Source organism: Roseburia porci (assembly GCF_009695765.1).
Classification (GTDB): domain Bacteria; phylum Bacillota; class Clostridia; order Lachnospirales; family Lachnospiraceae; genus Roseburia; species Roseburia porci.
Window position 1 is genome coordinate 20,393 of sequence record NZ_VUNI01000001.1, and the last position, 16,139, is coordinate 36,531.

The window sequence follows — 16,139 nt, forward strand, 5'->3', positions numbered from 1 at the left end:
AGAGTATGCCGAAATTAAAAATTCCAGAGTATGAAATGCAGAATCGCCGGACAAAGGCTGTGATCGCTGAAATAACAGAACTTGAAGCCGTAGATACAAAGGCTCTTGCAAAGATCCTTGGATTATCTGCAAGTTCTGTAAATCGGAAGAAAAGGCATCCTGAGCAGTTTACGTTGGCAGAAATTCGAGCACTGGTAAAACGCTTTAAACTGACAGCTGAACAGCAAGCAAAGTTAATAGGAGTGAGCGAATTATGAAGAAATGGAAAGAGCGAACCAGTAAGGTGATGAACCTTTTAACCGGTATTGAAGCCGGAGTGCTGTTGGTAAGTGGACTTGCCGCCTGTGGTAACTGGATCTACTTAATCCCATTTGTGACAGCGGTAGTGGCAATACTGTACACAAGGCTCTGGATGCGGAGGTGGAAACTTGAGTGATCTGATGACACACATGACCGTATCTGAGTACCTGCATTACCGTAAGCAGGCAAAAGGCAAGGACAAGCCAAAAGAAAAAGGCGATGGATTCGCTGAGATTTTAGAAAAGGAAATAAAAAAGGAATCGCCTTCCGACCAAAGATGAACGATTCCTTACAAAGCAAATAGATAACTCTATTTGTATGCATTTTACCATGATTTTAAAGAAATGAAAAGGTGAAATTATGAACCATTGCAGAAAATGCGGATGCACTCTGGACCCCGGAGAGGGCAAACTTTGTGATGAGTGCAGAGAAACTATTGAAAAGATGCGAAGCACAGCCGGGCGATTACAGATGATTATCGAGGCAAAAAGCTATACGCAGATAAGTATGGAGGATTATTTGAATGAATATAACAAAAATTGAGATTAAAAACTTGTTCGGAATTAAGGAGTACCGGCAGGGCGGAAATTCCGTGGAACTGACCGGAACAAATGGAGAGGGTAAAACTTCTGTTCTGGATGCTATTAAGTATGCTCTCACAAATAAGAGTACCAGGGATTATATCGTACATAAAGGAGAAACCGAGGGTGAGATCATTGTAGAAACAGATACCGGTCTTTCGATTGATCGTAAGGCACGAATCAATAAGGCTGATTACAAATCCGTAAAGATGAACGGAGTTGAGGTAAACGGTCCAGAAGCGTTTCTACGAGATCTGTTTACACCATTGCAGTTAAACCCTATTGAATTTATGAGCATGGATAAGAAACAGCAGAATGCCATTATCCTCGATATGATTGAATATCCGTGGGATATGAATAAGATACGGGAATGGTTCGGGGAGATTCCGGCATGGGTAAATTATGAACAGAATATTTTATCAGTTCTGAATGATATCCAGTCCGAAAATGGAGAATATTATCAGAACCGCCGGAACATTGACCGGGACATCCGTAATAAAAAGGCATTTGTTGAGGATATTGCAGCATCCTTGCCAAGCGGATATGAGGCTGATAAGTGGAGAAATGCCAACGTTGGAGATATTTACAGAGAAATCGAGCGGATCACACATGAAAACTCTGTTATTGAAAAAGCAAAGCAGATGCTGGACAACCGTAACAATAAAATGCGGAAGTTCCAGGCAGATCTTGAGATTGAGAAAGCTGCCATTGAATCCGAGCTTGGTCAGAGATCTGCACAGATTATTGAAGAAATAACGAGACTTGAGGGGCAGATCGCAACGCTCAGACAGGAGCAGAGCGGACTTGAATCTAAAAAAGCGGACAAGATCCAGATTGCAGAATCGAATTATAAAGCATCGGTTGTAGCTTTTGAAAGTGAATGTGCGGAGTATGAGCCTTACGCTGATAAAGAGTTGCAGGATGTCACAGAATTACAGCAGAAAGCCAAGAGCATTGAAGATATGAAAGCTCACCTAAATGAGTATGATCGTATGGTTAAACTTCAGAATGATATTTCAGATCTGCAGGTGCAGTCACAGGATATGACCGACAAGATCGAGAAAGCACGTGTTCTTCCGGGAGAGATTCTTGCAAACTGCACAATTCCGATTGATGGATTGTCTGTAGAGAATGGCATCCCTCTGATTAACGGATTGCCGGTATCCAATCTTTCCGAGGGCGAAAAACTGGATCTGTGCATTGATGTAGCGGTACAGAAACCGAACGCTTTAAACATCATTTTAATTGATGGTGCTGAGAAACTTGCAACGGATCTGAGGGAAAAGCTGTATGCAAAATGCAAGGAAAAAGGCTTACAGTTCATTGCAACTAGAACCACAGATGAGAATAAATTTACAATCGTTGAATTTTAGGAGGTAGATCATCATGGATAATACAGAACTTATGGCAGTTGAACACAATCAGCTTTCGACAAATGTTTTTTCTGATCCAGAATCATTTCAGAAAATTTTCGATATTGGAAAAATGTTTGCATCATCTTCTCTTGTGCCACAGGCATATCAGGGAAAACCGATGGATTGCACAATCGCCGTTGATATGGCAAATCGTATGGGGGTAAGCCCGATGATGGTTATGCAGAATCTTTATGTTGTACAGGGAAAACCACAGTGGAGTGGACAGGCTTGCACATCAATGATTATGGCGAGCGGAAAATATAAAAATGTTCATCATGTTTATACTGGTGAGCGTGGTACAGATTCCTGGGGATGCTATCTGGAAGCAGACAAGGTAGATACTGGAGAAACGGTAAAAGGAGCGGAAGTTACCATTAAAATGGCGAAAGACGAAGGATGGTATGGAAAGAACGGAAGTAAGTGGAAAACTATGCCTGAACTGATGCTTGCCTATCGTGCATCTGCATTTTTTGCAAGGGTGCATATTCCAAATTCGCTGATGGGGTGTGCAGTTGAGGGTGAAATCGAGGATATTAAAGCACCGTTACAGGCTCCGCCAGATCCATTTGCAGACGCAAAAGTAGCACAGGAAGCAAAGGAGGTGTTCCCTGATGTTGTTAACGAGTGAGAACTATTACAGCCAGGAGGCAAACAGGGATTACCTGTCCGTGAGCCAATATAAAGATTTTATGGGTACATATGGAAAGCCGGGATGTGAGGAATATGCCCTTGCAAAGTTAAATGGCACATGGGCGGAGAATATGGAAGATTCCGATGCACTTATGGTTGGTTCTTATGTCGATGCACACTTTGAGGGCACTCTGGATGTGTTTAAAGCACAGCATCCGTGTATGTTCAAGAAAGATGGTACGCTTATGGCTAAATATCTTCGTGCAAATGAAATGATCCAGCGGTGCGAACGGGATGAGCTTTTTTCACAGTTCATGAGCGGGCAGAAGCAGGTTATCATGACCGCTGATCTGTTTGGTGCAAAGTGGAAAATAAAAATTGACAGCTATCATCCGGACAAATGCATCGTCGATCTGAAAACGTGCCAGTCTGTAAGCAAGGTATTTTATCACCCGGATACCGGTCATCTTAACTTCTTGGATGAGTGGGGGTACTACATTCAAGGTGCAGTATATCAGAAAGTTGTGGAGATCAATACTGGAAAGAAGCTCCCATTTTTTATAGCAGCGGTATCCAAGGAAAAAGAGCCGGAGATCCAGCTTATTGCAGTTGAGCAATCAAAGCTGGATGAGGCATTGGTAAATGTGGAACGGAACACGCCTAAGATTGTTGCTTTAAAAGCGGGCAGATATACACCGATGCGCTGTGAGCAGTGTGACTACTGTAAGCATACAAGAGTATTAAAAAGTCCTATCTGGTCCAGTGCGCTGATCGGGGAGGTATAGGATGAAAGACTCTATCGTTATTGATATGCAGTATGCGGATTATGACCTGATTGATGGTACGCCAAACGTACATAGGCATCATATTTTTGAGGGAGTGGCAAACAGACCTTTATCGGATGCAGATGGTTTGTGGGTGCCATTATCTCAGGAGCACCATGAGGGCAAGTTGAGTGTCCATAACAACAAAGAAATGTGTACGTTGATGCACATTATCGGTCAGCTTGCATACGAAAAGAAATATTATAAGGATCTCTGCGGAATTAAAGATGATCCTGCAAGAGAGCAGTTTAGAAGCAGATATATGAGAAGTTATTTATAGGTTGCAACACCTTCCAGATGGAAAAAGAAGCTATTCATCGAATATACCACAATATATTTTCTTCCTGGTGCTGCAATGCACCGGGGGAAAGGAGTTTTATGAATAACATTGAAATGAAAACATTAACCTCTGTTGAGGTAGCAGATATGGTTGGTAAGGATCATAACAAATTATTGAGAGATATAAGAGAGTATATAGCTCAGTTTGATGCGTCCAAAATTGGACACACCGAATTTTTTACAGAATCTGAATATACAGATAAAGCAAATAGAAAGAAACCATGCTATCTGGTTACAAAGAAAGGCTGTGAATTTATCGCTCATAAGCTTACTGGGGTAAAGGGTACGGAATTCACAGCAAAATATATCAATCGTTTCCACGAACTTGAGGAAACAGTGCAGAAACCACGTACAGCATTGGAGCAGATCGCTTTACTTGCACAGGGAACCATCGAACTGGAGCAGAAAGTTGATACCGTAGAACAGAAAGTATATGCGATTGAGAATGATATGCCATTATTCGGTGCGGAATCAGATGAGCTTTCCGCCCATGTTAAGCGTAAGGGTGTGGAAATGCTTGGTGGTAAACGTTCCGAGGCATATAAGGACAACACAGTGCGTCAGAGAGTGTACCGGGATATCTACAATCAGCTCAGACGTGAGTTTGGCATTTATGACGATGAGGGCAAAATGAAGAGCTACAAGGCCTTGAAACGTAAAGATCTTGCAGATGCACATGAATTTATTGATTGTTATACGCTTCCTGCATATCTTGCGGAGCAGATCGCATGTAGCAACGCCCAGATCGGAATGGAGGATCTGCAGCATGGAGCATAAATTTGTGATCTTAGGACGGTTGGACGGTCTGAATACATATACGGCCGCCAACCGGACGAACTACCGCAAAGGCGGGGCGATGAAGCGGAATAATGAGGAGACTATCATCTGGTCCATACGTCAGCAACTTCGAGGAGTTCACATTGATAAGCCAGTCTTGATCTACTACAGATTTTTCGAGCCAAATCGCAGACGGGATAACGACAATATCCTGTCTTGTGCTTCCAAATTTGTTCAGGACAGCCTTGTTAAAACACATGTGCTTGACGATGACAGCCAGAAGTACATACCGCACTTTTACTTTGACACAGACATTGATCAAAGCAATCCGAGGATAGAGGTTACATTAACCGAGCTGACCGAAGAACAGGCAAAAATGCCGCTCGCAACCTTGCTGAACGACCTCGGGAAGAGGTGATTGTTTGGCAGAGAAAAACAGTTTTGTGCTGTATACCGAATATCTTAAACATGTCCAAAAAATGAGCATGGAACAGCGTGGAGAGTTGTTCACGGCGATATTATGTTATGCCGCCGGTGATCCGCTTCCGGAATTGGATGCGGCGCCAGATATGGCATTTAGCTTTATAAAAGAGCGGATGGATCGGGATACAGAAAAATATGAAGAAACAATAGACCGTAGGAAAGAGGCTGGACGTAAAGGCGGTTTAGCAAAAGCTAGCAATGCTAAGCAAAATTTAGCAAAGGTAAGCAATGCTAAGCAAGAGATAGCAAATTTAGCTGTATATGATACTGATACTGTTAATGTAAATGATATTAATAAAAATACTTTGGCGGATGCCAAAGCGTTGTTTGAACGTTTGTGGAAACTGTATCCGAACAAAAAAGGAAAAGGTCAGGTATCGGATACCCAAAAGAAACGGCTACTCGCAATCGGGGAAGATAAGCTTGTTAAAGCGATTGATCGCTACAGCTTGGAATTGCAGAAGGACGCCGACTGGAGGAAAGCGCAGTACGGTAGCACATTTTTTAACAGTGGCTATGTCGACTATCTAGATGAAAATTATACACCAAGTAAAAAGCCAGCCGTAAAAGCAAAAAAGAATGGGTTCAATAATGTCAATCAGCGTGATTACGATTTTGACGAATTGGAAAAAGTGCTGCTGACTACGAATCCGGAAGGGAGCGAAACACATGAGTAATGCTTTAGCACGAAAAAAGCGGGCATCAATTGGGTTTACGAAAAAAGAGACCGAAGAGATTCGGGAGTTTGATGCAGAGCGGAAACGCTTAAATGATCTGTCCAGATGCGCATATGAGAGCCTTGTGGCAACGAGCTTTTACATACTCCGGATCAGATTTGGATTTGGCAAAACAAGACTGCAGAGATTTAAGACGGACGTTGCGGTAGTGTACCAGGAATACCGTAAGGACCAGATCGATATGCATAAGTTTATCGTACAGGTAGACAGAGACTGTAAGACCGATGCAAACGACAGCGTAAACGGCGTTCCGGTAGCACACAAACTGTATTTAACCGGCACTGGAGGCAAGCAGATCACGAATATGCAGAGGATTGTGGCATTTAAAAAAGCATATGCCCTCTGGTACACAACCCATTTGTATGTGCTGCATACCATTTTTAAGTTTAGCAACAAGCAGATCTCGGAATACCTCGAAGCTGTAACGGATATGCTCGATACGCTGTGCCGGTACAAGCAGTTTTCGGTCACGGTGCCGATGCTGATCGAGACGGTCCTGGAAGAGACAGGAGTGGAGGTGTGCAGATGCATGTAAGATACTACAACCTTACCAATCTGGAGACAGGCGAAGTCCGGCAGCATGTGGAGAGCCGGGAAGTTAAAAAGATCCTGTGCACAGATCTCACCATAAGCCGGTGCGCTGAGTGTGGAATGGTGGTTAATGGCTGGAAAATCGAGTACGAGGACGGAGTTGGAGGACGACGGTTACATCCATTTACGAAAAAAACATACGCAGAGTGGGAGCACTGGTGTGGAGTCCTGAGGAGGCGGGGCAGATGAATAAAGCAAACAGCAAGGCACAGAACGATCACATCCGGAACAGCGCCATTGACAGGATGCGAGGGGCAATATCCAACGGTAAGGGCAGACCGAGTATAGATGCAATCCGGAGATTCCGAACTACACCGGATTACTACTACGGTGGTAAGGTATGCAAGCACAAAGAGGATAAGCCTTGTAACCCAGGATGCCTGCTCTGGGCGGACTGCCAGTACGGAAAGGAGTACAAGTATGGATAAATGGAATACAACCGCACCGGCAGAAGATGGAGCATATCTTTGCACGGTCGAGGGGCAGACGATGCACGGTAAATTTAGATATTTGAACATTTGCAACTATGAAAACGGAGCATGGGACGAAAAGCGTGTGATTGCTTGGATGCCTATGCCGGATATATACACGGAGGGATAGCATGGGAGATATAGTTAAGCATATACCGAAAGAGGATTTGTGCCCGTTTTGCAAAAAACGAAAGGCAACGTTACTGTGCGATATGCCGCACAGCACCATTGTTACACATGCAAGAGGGAACGGATTTAAAAGCTATACCGTGACATGTGACAAGAAAATCTGTACAGAATGCACAACAAGAGTGAATGGGTTTGATTTCTGTCCAGAGTGTGTAAGAACAATTAAGACAACCCCAAAAGGAGTGAAAGAAAGTGAGGAATAGACATGTACGTGGATGTGATTAAAAGTCTTTGCTCTTTGCCGGCAACAGATTTGAATTTTACAGCAGATCTGAAACGCGCTACACCACGTCAGATTGCTCTTGCGATCGAGACCATGAAGAACAATGGCGGTAAGAATAAAAGCCGGATTAAGGCTTGCGAAAGAGAGTTGAAAAGGAGAGACAGAGAACATGGAGAATAGATGATTGACGGAATTAGTCTGCAAAAACACATTCCATATTATATATGTGCACAGCGATAAATAATTTTTGTGAAAGAGAGGCGTACATATATGCAGAATGTGGTGCAGTTTTTACTCGCCATTTTGGCAAGTATCATTGCAAATATGATCTATGACAGATCAAAAAAATAGTAGAAAGGAGTGAGAGGTTTGCTGGCCAGCGGAAAAGAGCTCTTTACTCCAAAAAGAAATGGAATCAGTACAAGAACGAATGAAGCGGATCGGAGCTTATGAGAAGATTGCTTCATTCATGCAAAAGGAAAAACAGGATTATAGCTTTAAAAGAAAGTACGCCCAAATCAGAGCGGAAGAATTTAGATCAGAATGTGATAAGCGCGGATTAAACTGTCATGTATCTGTAGGCGGTCTGGACAGCATCATATTGTATATGTTTCTCCATGAGGTATGTGGAATTGATGTTCCCGGAGTATCTGCATCGACCTTGGAAGATCGGAGTATCCAAAGGGTACATAAGGCGATCGGGATTATAAATGTTCCTCCGCTGATGCGAGAGGACGGTACCAGATGGACAAAGCCAAAAGTTATACAGGAGTTTGGTTTCCCAGTAATATCCAAGGAGATCGCCGGAAAAATCGAACTGTTACAAAATCCAACAGAGAAGAATAAGACGGTACGCCATGCGATCATAACCGGAGAGACTGGGGAATATGGAGGATGGCAGAAAAATTCAAAGATGCAGCTCAATCAACGATGGCTGAAGCTATTCGGCGGATACGAAAATGAAACCGAAGGGTGCGACTTCCAGAAACCGGACTTCCTGGTATCTGCAAAGTGTTGTTATTACCTTAAGGAAAAGAATTGCGATGACTGGGGTAAGGAGCATAACAGTGTACCTTATTTGGGATTGATGGCATCTGAGGGTGGCAGACGTGCCAAGAGCCTGCGGATGAATGGATGTAACTATTTCGGAGCATCCACGATCAGATCAGCTCCTTTTGCTATATTCCACAGGCAGGATATTTTATCACTTGCCTTGGAAATGGACGATCTCTGGAAGAATGGATTAAAAGAAAAGTACCAGGATGCAGGAATTAAGGAGGGAAGAATATCAGAATGCTTCCAGATGCCGGATTCCTTGATCCCAGAAATTTATGGAACAATCGAGAAAAAGCCAGATGGTACATTGTATACAACAAAGGCGCAGCGTACTGGATGCAGCATGTGTGGCTTTGGAATCCACATGGAGAAACGACCACATAGATTCGATCTGCTGTATGAGAGCAACCCGAAAGAGTGGGACTATCTTATGTTCCACATGTGCAAGGACAAGGACGGGAACGATTATGGTTGGGCGAAAGTCTTAGACTACATCGGAGTTGGTTGGGACCCGACCACCATCGGCGGGAACTGTAAGGGACAGATGAGCCTAGAAGACTTTATGTGAGGTGCGATATGAGCAATTTGGATAAATTTAACTATGAATGCGAAGGGCAGATTGACATTACTGAATATCTACAGTCCCAGGTAAAATGCGGAGCAGTAAAAGATTTGACTGCTTGGATTGGAAGCCAGGGAAAGGCACAGTATACGCAAATAAAAGAAGTTGTTAAGGACGCTTATGAAAGGTGTAAGGATTCGGAAGAACTGGTAGACAGAATTACAAATGCAGTTTCCGTATACGTTCTCGAACAGTCGATTGGGTATATGAAATATCTAAAAAGTGAAAGTGGGGTGGATGCTGATGATTAATGGAGAACTGATTATTGACAACTTCGCTGGTGGCGGCGGAGCATCCACTGGGATAGAACTTGCGACAGGATATAGCGTAGATATAGCCATTAACCATGATCCGGAAGCTATTAAGATGCACAAGGCGAATCATCCGAACACCAAGCATTATTGTGAAAACGTGTGGGCTGTTGATCCTGTAAAAGCATGTAAAGGGCATCCGGTTGGCCTTGCCTGGTTCTCACCGGATTGCAAGCATTTTAGTAAGGCAAAGGGCGGAAAGCCAAAAGACAAGAACATTCGTGGACTTGCCTGGGTAGCCTGTCGGTGGGCGGGATTGGTGCGACCGAGAGTAATCATGTTGGAGAACGTTGAAGAATTTAAAACATGGGGACCATTAAACAGAGGACATCATCCAATTAAGAGCAAGCAGGGGAAAACATTTGAAAAGTTTGTGCAGCAGCTAAATGATTTAGGGTATGAGGTACAGTTTAAGGAATTGATTGCGGCTGATTATGGGGCGCCTACTATGCGAAAGAGATTTTTCATGATTGCACGGTGCGATGGTAAGCCGATTGTATGGCCAAAGCCAACACATGCACCAGCAGACAGTGAAGAGGTAAAAGCCGGACTGTTAAAACCTTACGTTGGAGCTTATACGCAGATTGATTTTAGCAGACCTTGTCCGAGTATTTTTGATACATCCGAGGAAATAAAAGAAAAATACGGTATCCGGGCGGTTCGTCCACTGGCAAAGAAAACAATGGATCGGATTGCAAGGGGATTAAAAAAGTTCGTACTCGATAATCCGGAACCTTTTATAGTCCCGATTGGATATGGGGAGAGAAAAGGACAAGCCCCTAGGGTACACGATGTAAAGCAGCCATTACCGACCATAGTAGGAAGCGGAAAACATTATCTGTGCGAGCCTTACATGGTGCAGATCGGGCAGACCGGATTTACAAAAGACCGGAGTAAGGACGTAAGAGAGCCGCTTACAACGATTGTGAGCAAAAATGAACATTGCCTTATCAGCACTACACTGATTCAGTATCATTCCGAGACAGCGCAGGGAGAAGTCCGAGGGCAGACCATAAAAGACCCAATCATGACTGTGGATGGTTCGAACCGATACGGACTGGTCACATCATTCTTGAGTAAATTTTATAAAAGTGGCACAGGACAGGATTTGAGAGAACCATTACATACCATAACTACATCACCGGGGCATTTCGGGGAAGTCAGAGCGTTTCTGATTAAGTATTATGGAGATGCCACAGGACAGGATATAGAGAAACCGCTTGATACGGTTACGACCAAGGATAGATTTGGACTGGTAACGATAGAGGGTGTGGATTACCAGATTGTAGATATTGGACTTCGTATGCTGGAACCAAGGGAGTTATACGGATGCCAGGGATTCCCGGACGATTACATAATCGATCACGACTATACTGGAAAGACATATCCAAGAAGTGAGCAGGTGCGCAGATGCGGGAACGCTGTATGTCCGCCAATACCGGCTGCATTGGTCAGAGCCAATCTTCCGGAACTGTGTATTGCGGAGCGTACACCGAATATGAATATAAAAACAGAACAGACCGGGCAACTCCGGTTTGCTTAAGCATTTTTAAATTAGAATTTAGGAGAGGAAGTGATTGAATGTTAGTACCTGCAATTTTATATAAAGAGCAGATAGTTAAAGAATTTCAAAAGTACTTTTATACAACAGATATGTTGTATGAAACAGGTAATAATGGGAACTGGATACCTGAAATCGCGAATTGTCCTGAAGAGTGGCAATTCCAGTATGCGATAGTAGACAAAAATCAAAAGCTCATTGGCTATTTAGGATATGTAATAGATTGGTACGTATCTAAAGCATACAACTTCGGGTTGTTTTCATTTGAACGAGGAAATTTGCAAGTGCCTAATGATGTATTTGAAAAACTGGAAGAACTTGTAAGTACATTACATAGGGTTGAATGGAGAGCTGTTGGCGGCAATCCTGCTTGTCGAGGATATGATAACTTTATCAAGAAACATGATGGTAACAAGCATATTTTAAAGGATGCAATCAAAGACAAAGACGGTAACTATCATGACGATATTATTTACGAGATTGTGAACTAAACTGATCTTTAAGAGAAAGAGAGATGATAATAGATGCAGATTAATGTAACAGACATACATACCAGCAACAGCGTAGGCACATACGGTTACTGTACATGCGGTCGAGAGGTACGGTATGGCTCAGACAAGGAATGCCCGGTCTGCAAGGCAGAGCTGATCTGGGAACTGCCATGTGGGTTCGACAGGGAGATTGTGTGCGACCAGGAGTGCCGGTACTATCGGACTTGCGCGAGAAATCCGCATAGAAGATAGAAATTGTTATAAGCCTCTTGACATATGGTACACCATATAGTATTATATATACATAAGGAGGTGAAAAACAGGTGAGCAAGAAACGAAAGAAAAAAGAGAGCCAAATGAAGCTTATCATTGAACTGTTAATTGCATTGGGAACGTTCTTAACAGGATTGGCAAGCGTCATACAAGCTCTCAAATGAGGTAAGGGGCGAAAGCCCCGAACCCTTAAAAAGATTATAGCTCATCTGAGACGATATGAAAAGAATAAGATTTAGCGAACTGTTTTTACTTGCTGCAATCGTAATATTCTATGGAACTGGAAAAAATCTATACGCATCAATTTTATTGGTATTATCATCTGTATATATGATCATTGATGTTGTATCACTGCTTTGGAGGGGGAGACATGCCAAAAGGTAATCCGTCAGCGCAGACGATCGCATCAGAAAAGTATCAGAAGAAAGCCGGATATATTGCAAAGACCTATAAACTCAAACGTGATGTGGTAGAAGAATTCGACCAGGCATGTGAGAAAGCAGGAATAAGTAAATCGGCACAGATCACAAAAATGATGCAGGACTTTATTGAGAGCATGAAGACAGATAAATAGCCTGAAATCATTATGATTAAAATTGACGTATATATAATGTTTGAAGTATAATAAGTGTAAGTAATAGAGCCAAAGAGCCAAATACTGATCGTTAATTCGATTGGTGCTTGGCTCTTTTTGTTTTGTTAAAAGAAAGGGAGTGAACAGTTGGCAGCAAAGAAGAATCCATTAGCAGATAAAGCATATGAAATGTATAAAAGCGGTATGAAGTTGGTAGACATTGCTGACCAACTGGGGAAGCCAGAGGGAACGATACGTAGATGGAAAAGCACATATGGTTGGGATGGCGAACGTTCGGAAAGGGAAAGCGAACGTTCGGTTACGAAGCGAACAGAGAAAAAGATTCCGATTGATGATGGTACGAAAGAGACTCTGCAGAACGATGACCTCACACCGGAACAGCAAATGTTTTGTATATATTATAGCCGGACATTTAATGCGGCGCAGAGCTATCAGAAAGCATATGGATGTAAGTATGAGACAGCAATGGTTAATGGTTGCATGCTGCTAAGAAATACTAAGGTGCGAGCAGAAATCGGAAGACTAAAAGAAATTAAGCGCCAGCAGATCATAGCAGGAGCAGACGATATTGTAGAATTGCAGATGCGAATTGCTTTTGCAGACGCAGGCAATTATGCGACATTCGGGAATGACGGTATAAATTGGGTTCACATGGTAGATTCGAATACTGTGGATACGCAGATCATTCAGGAGATAAAAGAAGGACAGACGGGCGTATCTATTAAGTTGGCAGATAAGCAGAAAGCCATAGATTGGCTGACAAAGTATTTCCTCATGCATCCAGACGATAAGTACAAGGCAGAATTTGATAAAAAGCGTGCTGAGGTCAAGGACGATTCGGCAGAGAAGATTCTTGCGAATATGCAGACCATAGCGGACATTTTAAAAGCACCTGCTGTGAATCGAAATATAACCGATTTTGAGGAGGGCACGAAGCGTGAATAAGCCAGCACCATTCAGCCAGAGACAATATGAGTACTTCCTCCGGAGCTTTGACAGCTGGTTTAATGTGGCGGAGGGTGGAAAACGAGGCGGGAAGAACGTCCTTGCAACGCTCATATTCTGTACCATGCTCGAGACACATAAAAATAAGATCCATTTGGTTGCCGGAGTGTCCAGTGCCACGGCAAAATTAAACATTCTGGATTGTGATGGATATGGTCTGCTCAATTACTTTGAGGGCAGATGCAGAGAGGGAAAATACAAGGACAGGGACTGCGTATATGTCCAGACAAAGACAGGAGAGAAGATTGTACTGGTGTCCGGTGGTGGTAAGGACGGAGATGAAAAGCTGATTAAAGGTAATACCTACGGTATGGCATATGTTACCGAAGCGAACGAGTGTCATCCGAAATTCCTGAAAGAAGTGTTTGACCGTACATTATCCAGTACGGATCGTAAGATCTTTCATGACCTGAATCCAAAAGAGGAAGAACACTGGTATTACACGGATATTCTTAAATTTCACGAAGAACAGCAGGAAAAGAATCCACACTACGGATATAATTACGGACATTTTACACTGGTAGACAATATGAGCCTATCGGACGATAAAATTCGTACAATCCTTGGAACGTACCAAAAGGACAGCGTATGGTACAAGCGAGATATCCGAGGAGACCGTGCAGTTGCGGAGGGAATTATCTTCCGGAAGTTTGCAGAGAATAACGAACCATATTTGTGCGACGATGCAGACGTACTAAATTACGATTCGAATAATCGATTGAATCCACGGCCAAGTAAGGTTGTAATCGGTATGGACTTTGGCGGCAATGGATCCATGACAACAATGGTATGTGCTTTGTATTTCCGGAATTACCATTTGATTTTTGCAGTTGAGGAAGATTATCTGGAATTGTCGGCAGATATTGACGCAGATCAGATCTGCAAGATATTTATACAGTTTTACCGGATGTGCATTGATAAGTATGAGCGTGTAGATTGGGTTTTCCCTGATTCCGCCAGCACGACAATGATAAACTCTATCCGGAGCGCTGCAAGAAAAGCCGGACTACCATATACCAACATAGCCGGATGCCGGAAGAATGAGATATCCGAGAGACCACGGACTGTAGATCTGCTTTTTAATACAGGCAGATTGAAGATACACAGACGATGCGTAAAACTAAGAAAGGCTATAGGATCGTTGAAATGGGATGAGAAGAAACCAAACATCCCGGAAGATAAAAATATAGGCAACTGTAACGACTGGTGGGACGCATTATGCTACACCATGTTGGATTTTATAGAGTATATAGATTTGGATAGATAGGGAGGAATACAATGGAAAGCTGCGTAGAAAGTAAGTTACAGAAACTTGGATATTTTATAAACACCGTACCATATGGATATATCGAGGCCTGCAATGCATGGTATAAAAACGAATTGATCGAGAAATTCCATAGACGGACATCCATACAGGGCGAAGAATACGAAATCGAGCGCATGAATTTTGCAAAAAGAGGATGTGCAGATGATGCAAACCTGTGTGAGATCATCCAGATCAATGTAGGGAATGATACACAGACGGATGAGATTAATAAAATCTTGAGCGATAACAGATTTGACGTAATGTATCGGAAACAGTTGGAACGGATGTCGGCAGCTGGAACTGTGGCATCCTATGTGCGCTTAAAAAATGCCACATATCTGGACAATGGAAGAGTAACTGGCGGGGATATCCGAGTGGAATATTGCTACGCAGAGAACTATACGCCACTTTTGGTTGAGAACGAGGAAGTGCTGGATGCGTGCTTTTCCGGTGTGGATTATGTCAACGGTAAGAAGCGTACAACAATGGTCCTTTTTACAAGACCAGATGGAACAAATTATAAAGCAGAGACTTATACATTCGATGAAAATGGGGCAGAGCTTGAGAATTACTGGATTAATCTTGGAGACGTGAAGCCTTTTGCAGTTATGATGGTTGCGGAAGTAAACAATCTGGATGATATGCAGGGGTTTGGTCTGCCAAAGATCTGGGGAGCAATCCCAACGCTTAAAAAGATTGATCTCTGCAACATGATTTTAAATGGTGATCTGGAAAAGGGCGAAAAACTGATTCTCACAAATGAGGCATTGGTGGAGTTGGATGAAGAAACCGGGGAGCCAAAACAGAAGACTCCGCTCATGAAGCGCTTGTTTGTATTCCTTGGAGAAAAGCTTCCGGAACAGAAAAACGTGATCCAGGAATACAACCCGCAGATCAGAGTAGATGAGATCACAAAGGCATTTGAACTGTGTTTATCATTATTCTCTATGACGTTTGGCTTTGGCAGTAAAAAATACACCTTTGAGCAAGGGCAGATCCAGACAGCCACACAGTATATCGGAGAGAGACAGGATGCCATGCAGGAGCTTAACAAGCAGCGTAAAGAGGCAACCGACTACATAACAGGCATTGTCCGCGCTATTATGTGGTTTTCCAATACATTTAACGGCACATCCTACAACTTGGAAGATGAGGTATGCATCGACTTTGATGACTCCTACATAGAGGACAAGACTACAAAACTCTCCAACATGAGAGCAGATGCGTTGTCTTTCTCTGATATTCCTGAGTTTATGATCCGGTACATTATGATGTCCCTTAATGTGGATCGCAAAGAGGCTGAAAAAATATTGAATACCCAAACAGAGGAAGAAGATCCAGAAGTAGATGATTAGGAGGG

At 43.0% G+C, this 16,139-nt stretch carries 24 protein-coding genes; all 24 read left to right on the forward strand.

Going from position 1 to position 16,139, the window contains the following annotated elements; genetic code table 11:
• The first annotated feature begins 5 nt into the window (after positions 1-5).
• The 24 genes from FYJ75_RS00100 (at position 6) to FYJ75_RS00215 (ending at position 16,134) form a co-directional block, all read left to right on the forward strand.
• Entirely contained in the window at positions 6-257 is a 252-nt protein-coding gene (locus FYJ75_RS00100) for a helix-turn-helix domain-containing protein (protein WP_195838914.1), read from the forward strand.
• Complete coding sequence (locus FYJ75_RS00105) at positions 254-436, forward strand: hypothetical protein (protein ID WP_154427600.1); 183 nt, start codon at positions 254-256, stop codon at positions 434-436. Before FYJ75_RS00100 ends, FYJ75_RS00105 begins: the two co-directional genes overlap by 4 nt.
• Positions 429-581: a hypothetical protein gene (locus FYJ75_RS00110; RefSeq protein WP_154427602.1), complete on the forward strand. Its 153-nt coding sequence runs from the start codon at positions 429-431 to the stop codon at positions 579-581. Before FYJ75_RS00105 ends, FYJ75_RS00110 begins: the two co-directional genes overlap by 8 nt.
• Before the next feature lie 79 nt (positions 582-660).
• Positions 661-843, forward strand: coding sequence for a hypothetical protein (locus FYJ75_RS00115; RefSeq protein WP_154427604.1), 183 nt, complete (start codon positions 661-663; stop codon positions 841-843).
• Positions 824-2,254, forward strand: a complete 1,431-nt coding sequence (locus FYJ75_RS00120) for an AAA family ATPase (RefSeq protein WP_154427606.1) — start codon at positions 824-826, stop codon at positions 2,252-2,254. Before FYJ75_RS00115 ends, FYJ75_RS00120 begins: the two co-directional genes overlap by 20 nt.
• Positions 2,255-2,267: 13 nt before the next feature.
• Positions 2,268-2,924, forward strand: coding sequence for a hypothetical protein (locus FYJ75_RS00125; RefSeq protein WP_235906965.1), 657 nt, complete (start codon positions 2,268-2,270; stop codon positions 2,922-2,924).
• Complete coding sequence (locus FYJ75_RS00130) at positions 2,908-3,711, forward strand: PD-(D/E)XK nuclease-like domain-containing protein (RefSeq protein ID WP_154427608.1); 804 nt, start codon at positions 2,908-2,910, stop codon at positions 3,709-3,711. Before FYJ75_RS00125 ends, FYJ75_RS00130 begins: the two co-directional genes overlap by 17 nt.
• 1 nt (position 3,712) lies before the next feature.
• Positions 3,713-4,030, forward strand: a complete 318-nt coding sequence (locus FYJ75_RS00135; RefSeq protein WP_154427610.1) for a hypothetical protein — start codon at positions 3,713-3,715, stop codon at positions 4,028-4,030.
• Between the two features lie 98 nt (positions 4,031-4,128).
• Complete coding sequence (locus tag FYJ75_RS14270) at positions 4,129-4,866, forward strand: Rha family transcriptional regulator (RefSeq protein ID WP_195838915.1); 738 nt, start codon at positions 4,129-4,131, stop codon at positions 4,864-4,866.
• Positions 4,856-5,284 carry a RusA family crossover junction endodeoxyribonuclease gene (locus FYJ75_RS00145; protein WP_154427612.1) on the forward strand — a complete coding sequence of 143 codons (429 nt, stop codon included), beginning with the start codon at positions 4,856-4,858 and terminating at the stop codon, positions 5,282-5,284. The genes FYJ75_RS14270 and FYJ75_RS00145 overlap by 11 nt, the downstream gene beginning before the upstream one ends.
• A gap of 4 nt (positions 5,285-5,288) precedes the next feature.
• Positions 5,289-6,026: a DUF6291 domain-containing protein gene (locus tag FYJ75_RS14395; RefSeq protein ID WP_235906966.1), complete on the forward strand. Its 738-nt coding sequence runs from the start codon at positions 5,289-5,291 to the stop codon at positions 6,024-6,026.
• Positions 6,019-6,621: a hypothetical protein gene (locus FYJ75_RS00155; protein WP_154427614.1), complete on the forward strand. Its 603-nt coding sequence runs from the start codon at positions 6,019-6,021 to the stop codon at positions 6,619-6,621. The genes FYJ75_RS14395 and FYJ75_RS00155 overlap by 8 nt, the downstream gene beginning before the upstream one ends.
• Before the next feature lie 241 nt (positions 6,622-6,862).
• Entirely contained in the window at positions 6,863-7,105 is a 243-nt protein-coding gene (locus tag FYJ75_RS00160) for a hypothetical protein (RefSeq protein WP_154427616.1), read from the forward strand.
• Positions 7,098-7,277, forward strand: a complete 180-nt coding sequence (locus FYJ75_RS00165) for a hypothetical protein (RefSeq protein WP_154427618.1) — start codon at positions 7,098-7,100, stop codon at positions 7,275-7,277. The genes FYJ75_RS00160 and FYJ75_RS00165 overlap by 8 nt, the downstream gene beginning before the upstream one ends.
• A gap of 1 nt (position 7,278) precedes the next feature.
• Positions 7,279-7,539, forward strand: coding sequence for a hypothetical protein (locus FYJ75_RS00170; protein WP_154427620.1), 261 nt, complete (start codon positions 7,279-7,281; stop codon positions 7,537-7,539).
• A gap of 2 nt (positions 7,540-7,541) precedes the next feature.
• Complete coding sequence (locus FYJ75_RS00175; RefSeq protein ID WP_154427622.1) at positions 7,542-7,739, forward strand: hypothetical protein; 198 nt, start codon at positions 7,542-7,544, stop codon at positions 7,737-7,739.
• A 229-nt stretch (positions 7,740-7,968) separates the two neighbouring features.
• Entirely contained in the window at positions 7,969-9,183 is a 1,215-nt protein-coding gene (locus FYJ75_RS00180; RefSeq protein WP_154427624.1) for a hypothetical protein, read from the forward strand.
• A gap of 8 nt (positions 9,184-9,191) precedes the next feature.
• Positions 9,192-9,488 (forward strand): hypothetical protein, encoded by a 297-nt coding sequence (locus FYJ75_RS00185; protein WP_154427626.1) that lies wholly within the window; start codon positions 9,192-9,194, stop codon positions 9,486-9,488.
• Positions 9,481-11,091: a DNA cytosine methyltransferase gene (locus FYJ75_RS00190; protein WP_154427628.1), complete on the forward strand. Its 1,611-nt coding sequence runs from the start codon at positions 9,481-9,483 to the stop codon at positions 11,089-11,091. The genes FYJ75_RS00185 and FYJ75_RS00190 overlap by 8 nt, the downstream gene beginning before the upstream one ends.
• A gap of 38 nt (positions 11,092-11,129) precedes the next feature.
• The gene (locus FYJ75_RS00195) at positions 11,130-11,600 is read left to right on the forward strand and encodes a hypothetical protein (protein WP_154427630.1); all 471 of its coding nucleotides are present in this window, start codon (positions 11,130-11,132) and stop codon (positions 11,598-11,600) included.
• A gap of 643 nt (positions 11,601-12,243) precedes the next feature.
• A complete protein-coding gene (locus FYJ75_RS00200; protein ID WP_154427632.1) occupies positions 12,244-12,447 on the forward strand; it encodes a chemotaxis protein in 204 nt (67 codons plus the stop codon).
• 147 nt (positions 12,448-12,594) lie between these two features.
• Entirely contained in the window at positions 12,595-13,413 is an 819-nt protein-coding gene (locus FYJ75_RS00205; protein ID WP_154427634.1) for a terminase small subunit, read from the forward strand.
• Entirely contained in the window at positions 13,406-14,740 is a 1,335-nt protein-coding gene (locus FYJ75_RS00210) for a phage terminase large subunit (RefSeq protein WP_154427636.1), read from the forward strand. The genes FYJ75_RS00205 and FYJ75_RS00210 overlap by 8 nt, the downstream gene beginning before the upstream one ends.
• Positions 14,741-14,751: 11 nt before the next feature.
• Complete coding sequence (locus FYJ75_RS00215; protein WP_154427638.1) at positions 14,752-16,134, forward strand: phage portal protein; 1,383 nt, start codon at positions 14,752-14,754, stop codon at positions 16,132-16,134.
• Positions 16,135-16,139 lie beyond the last annotated feature (5 nt).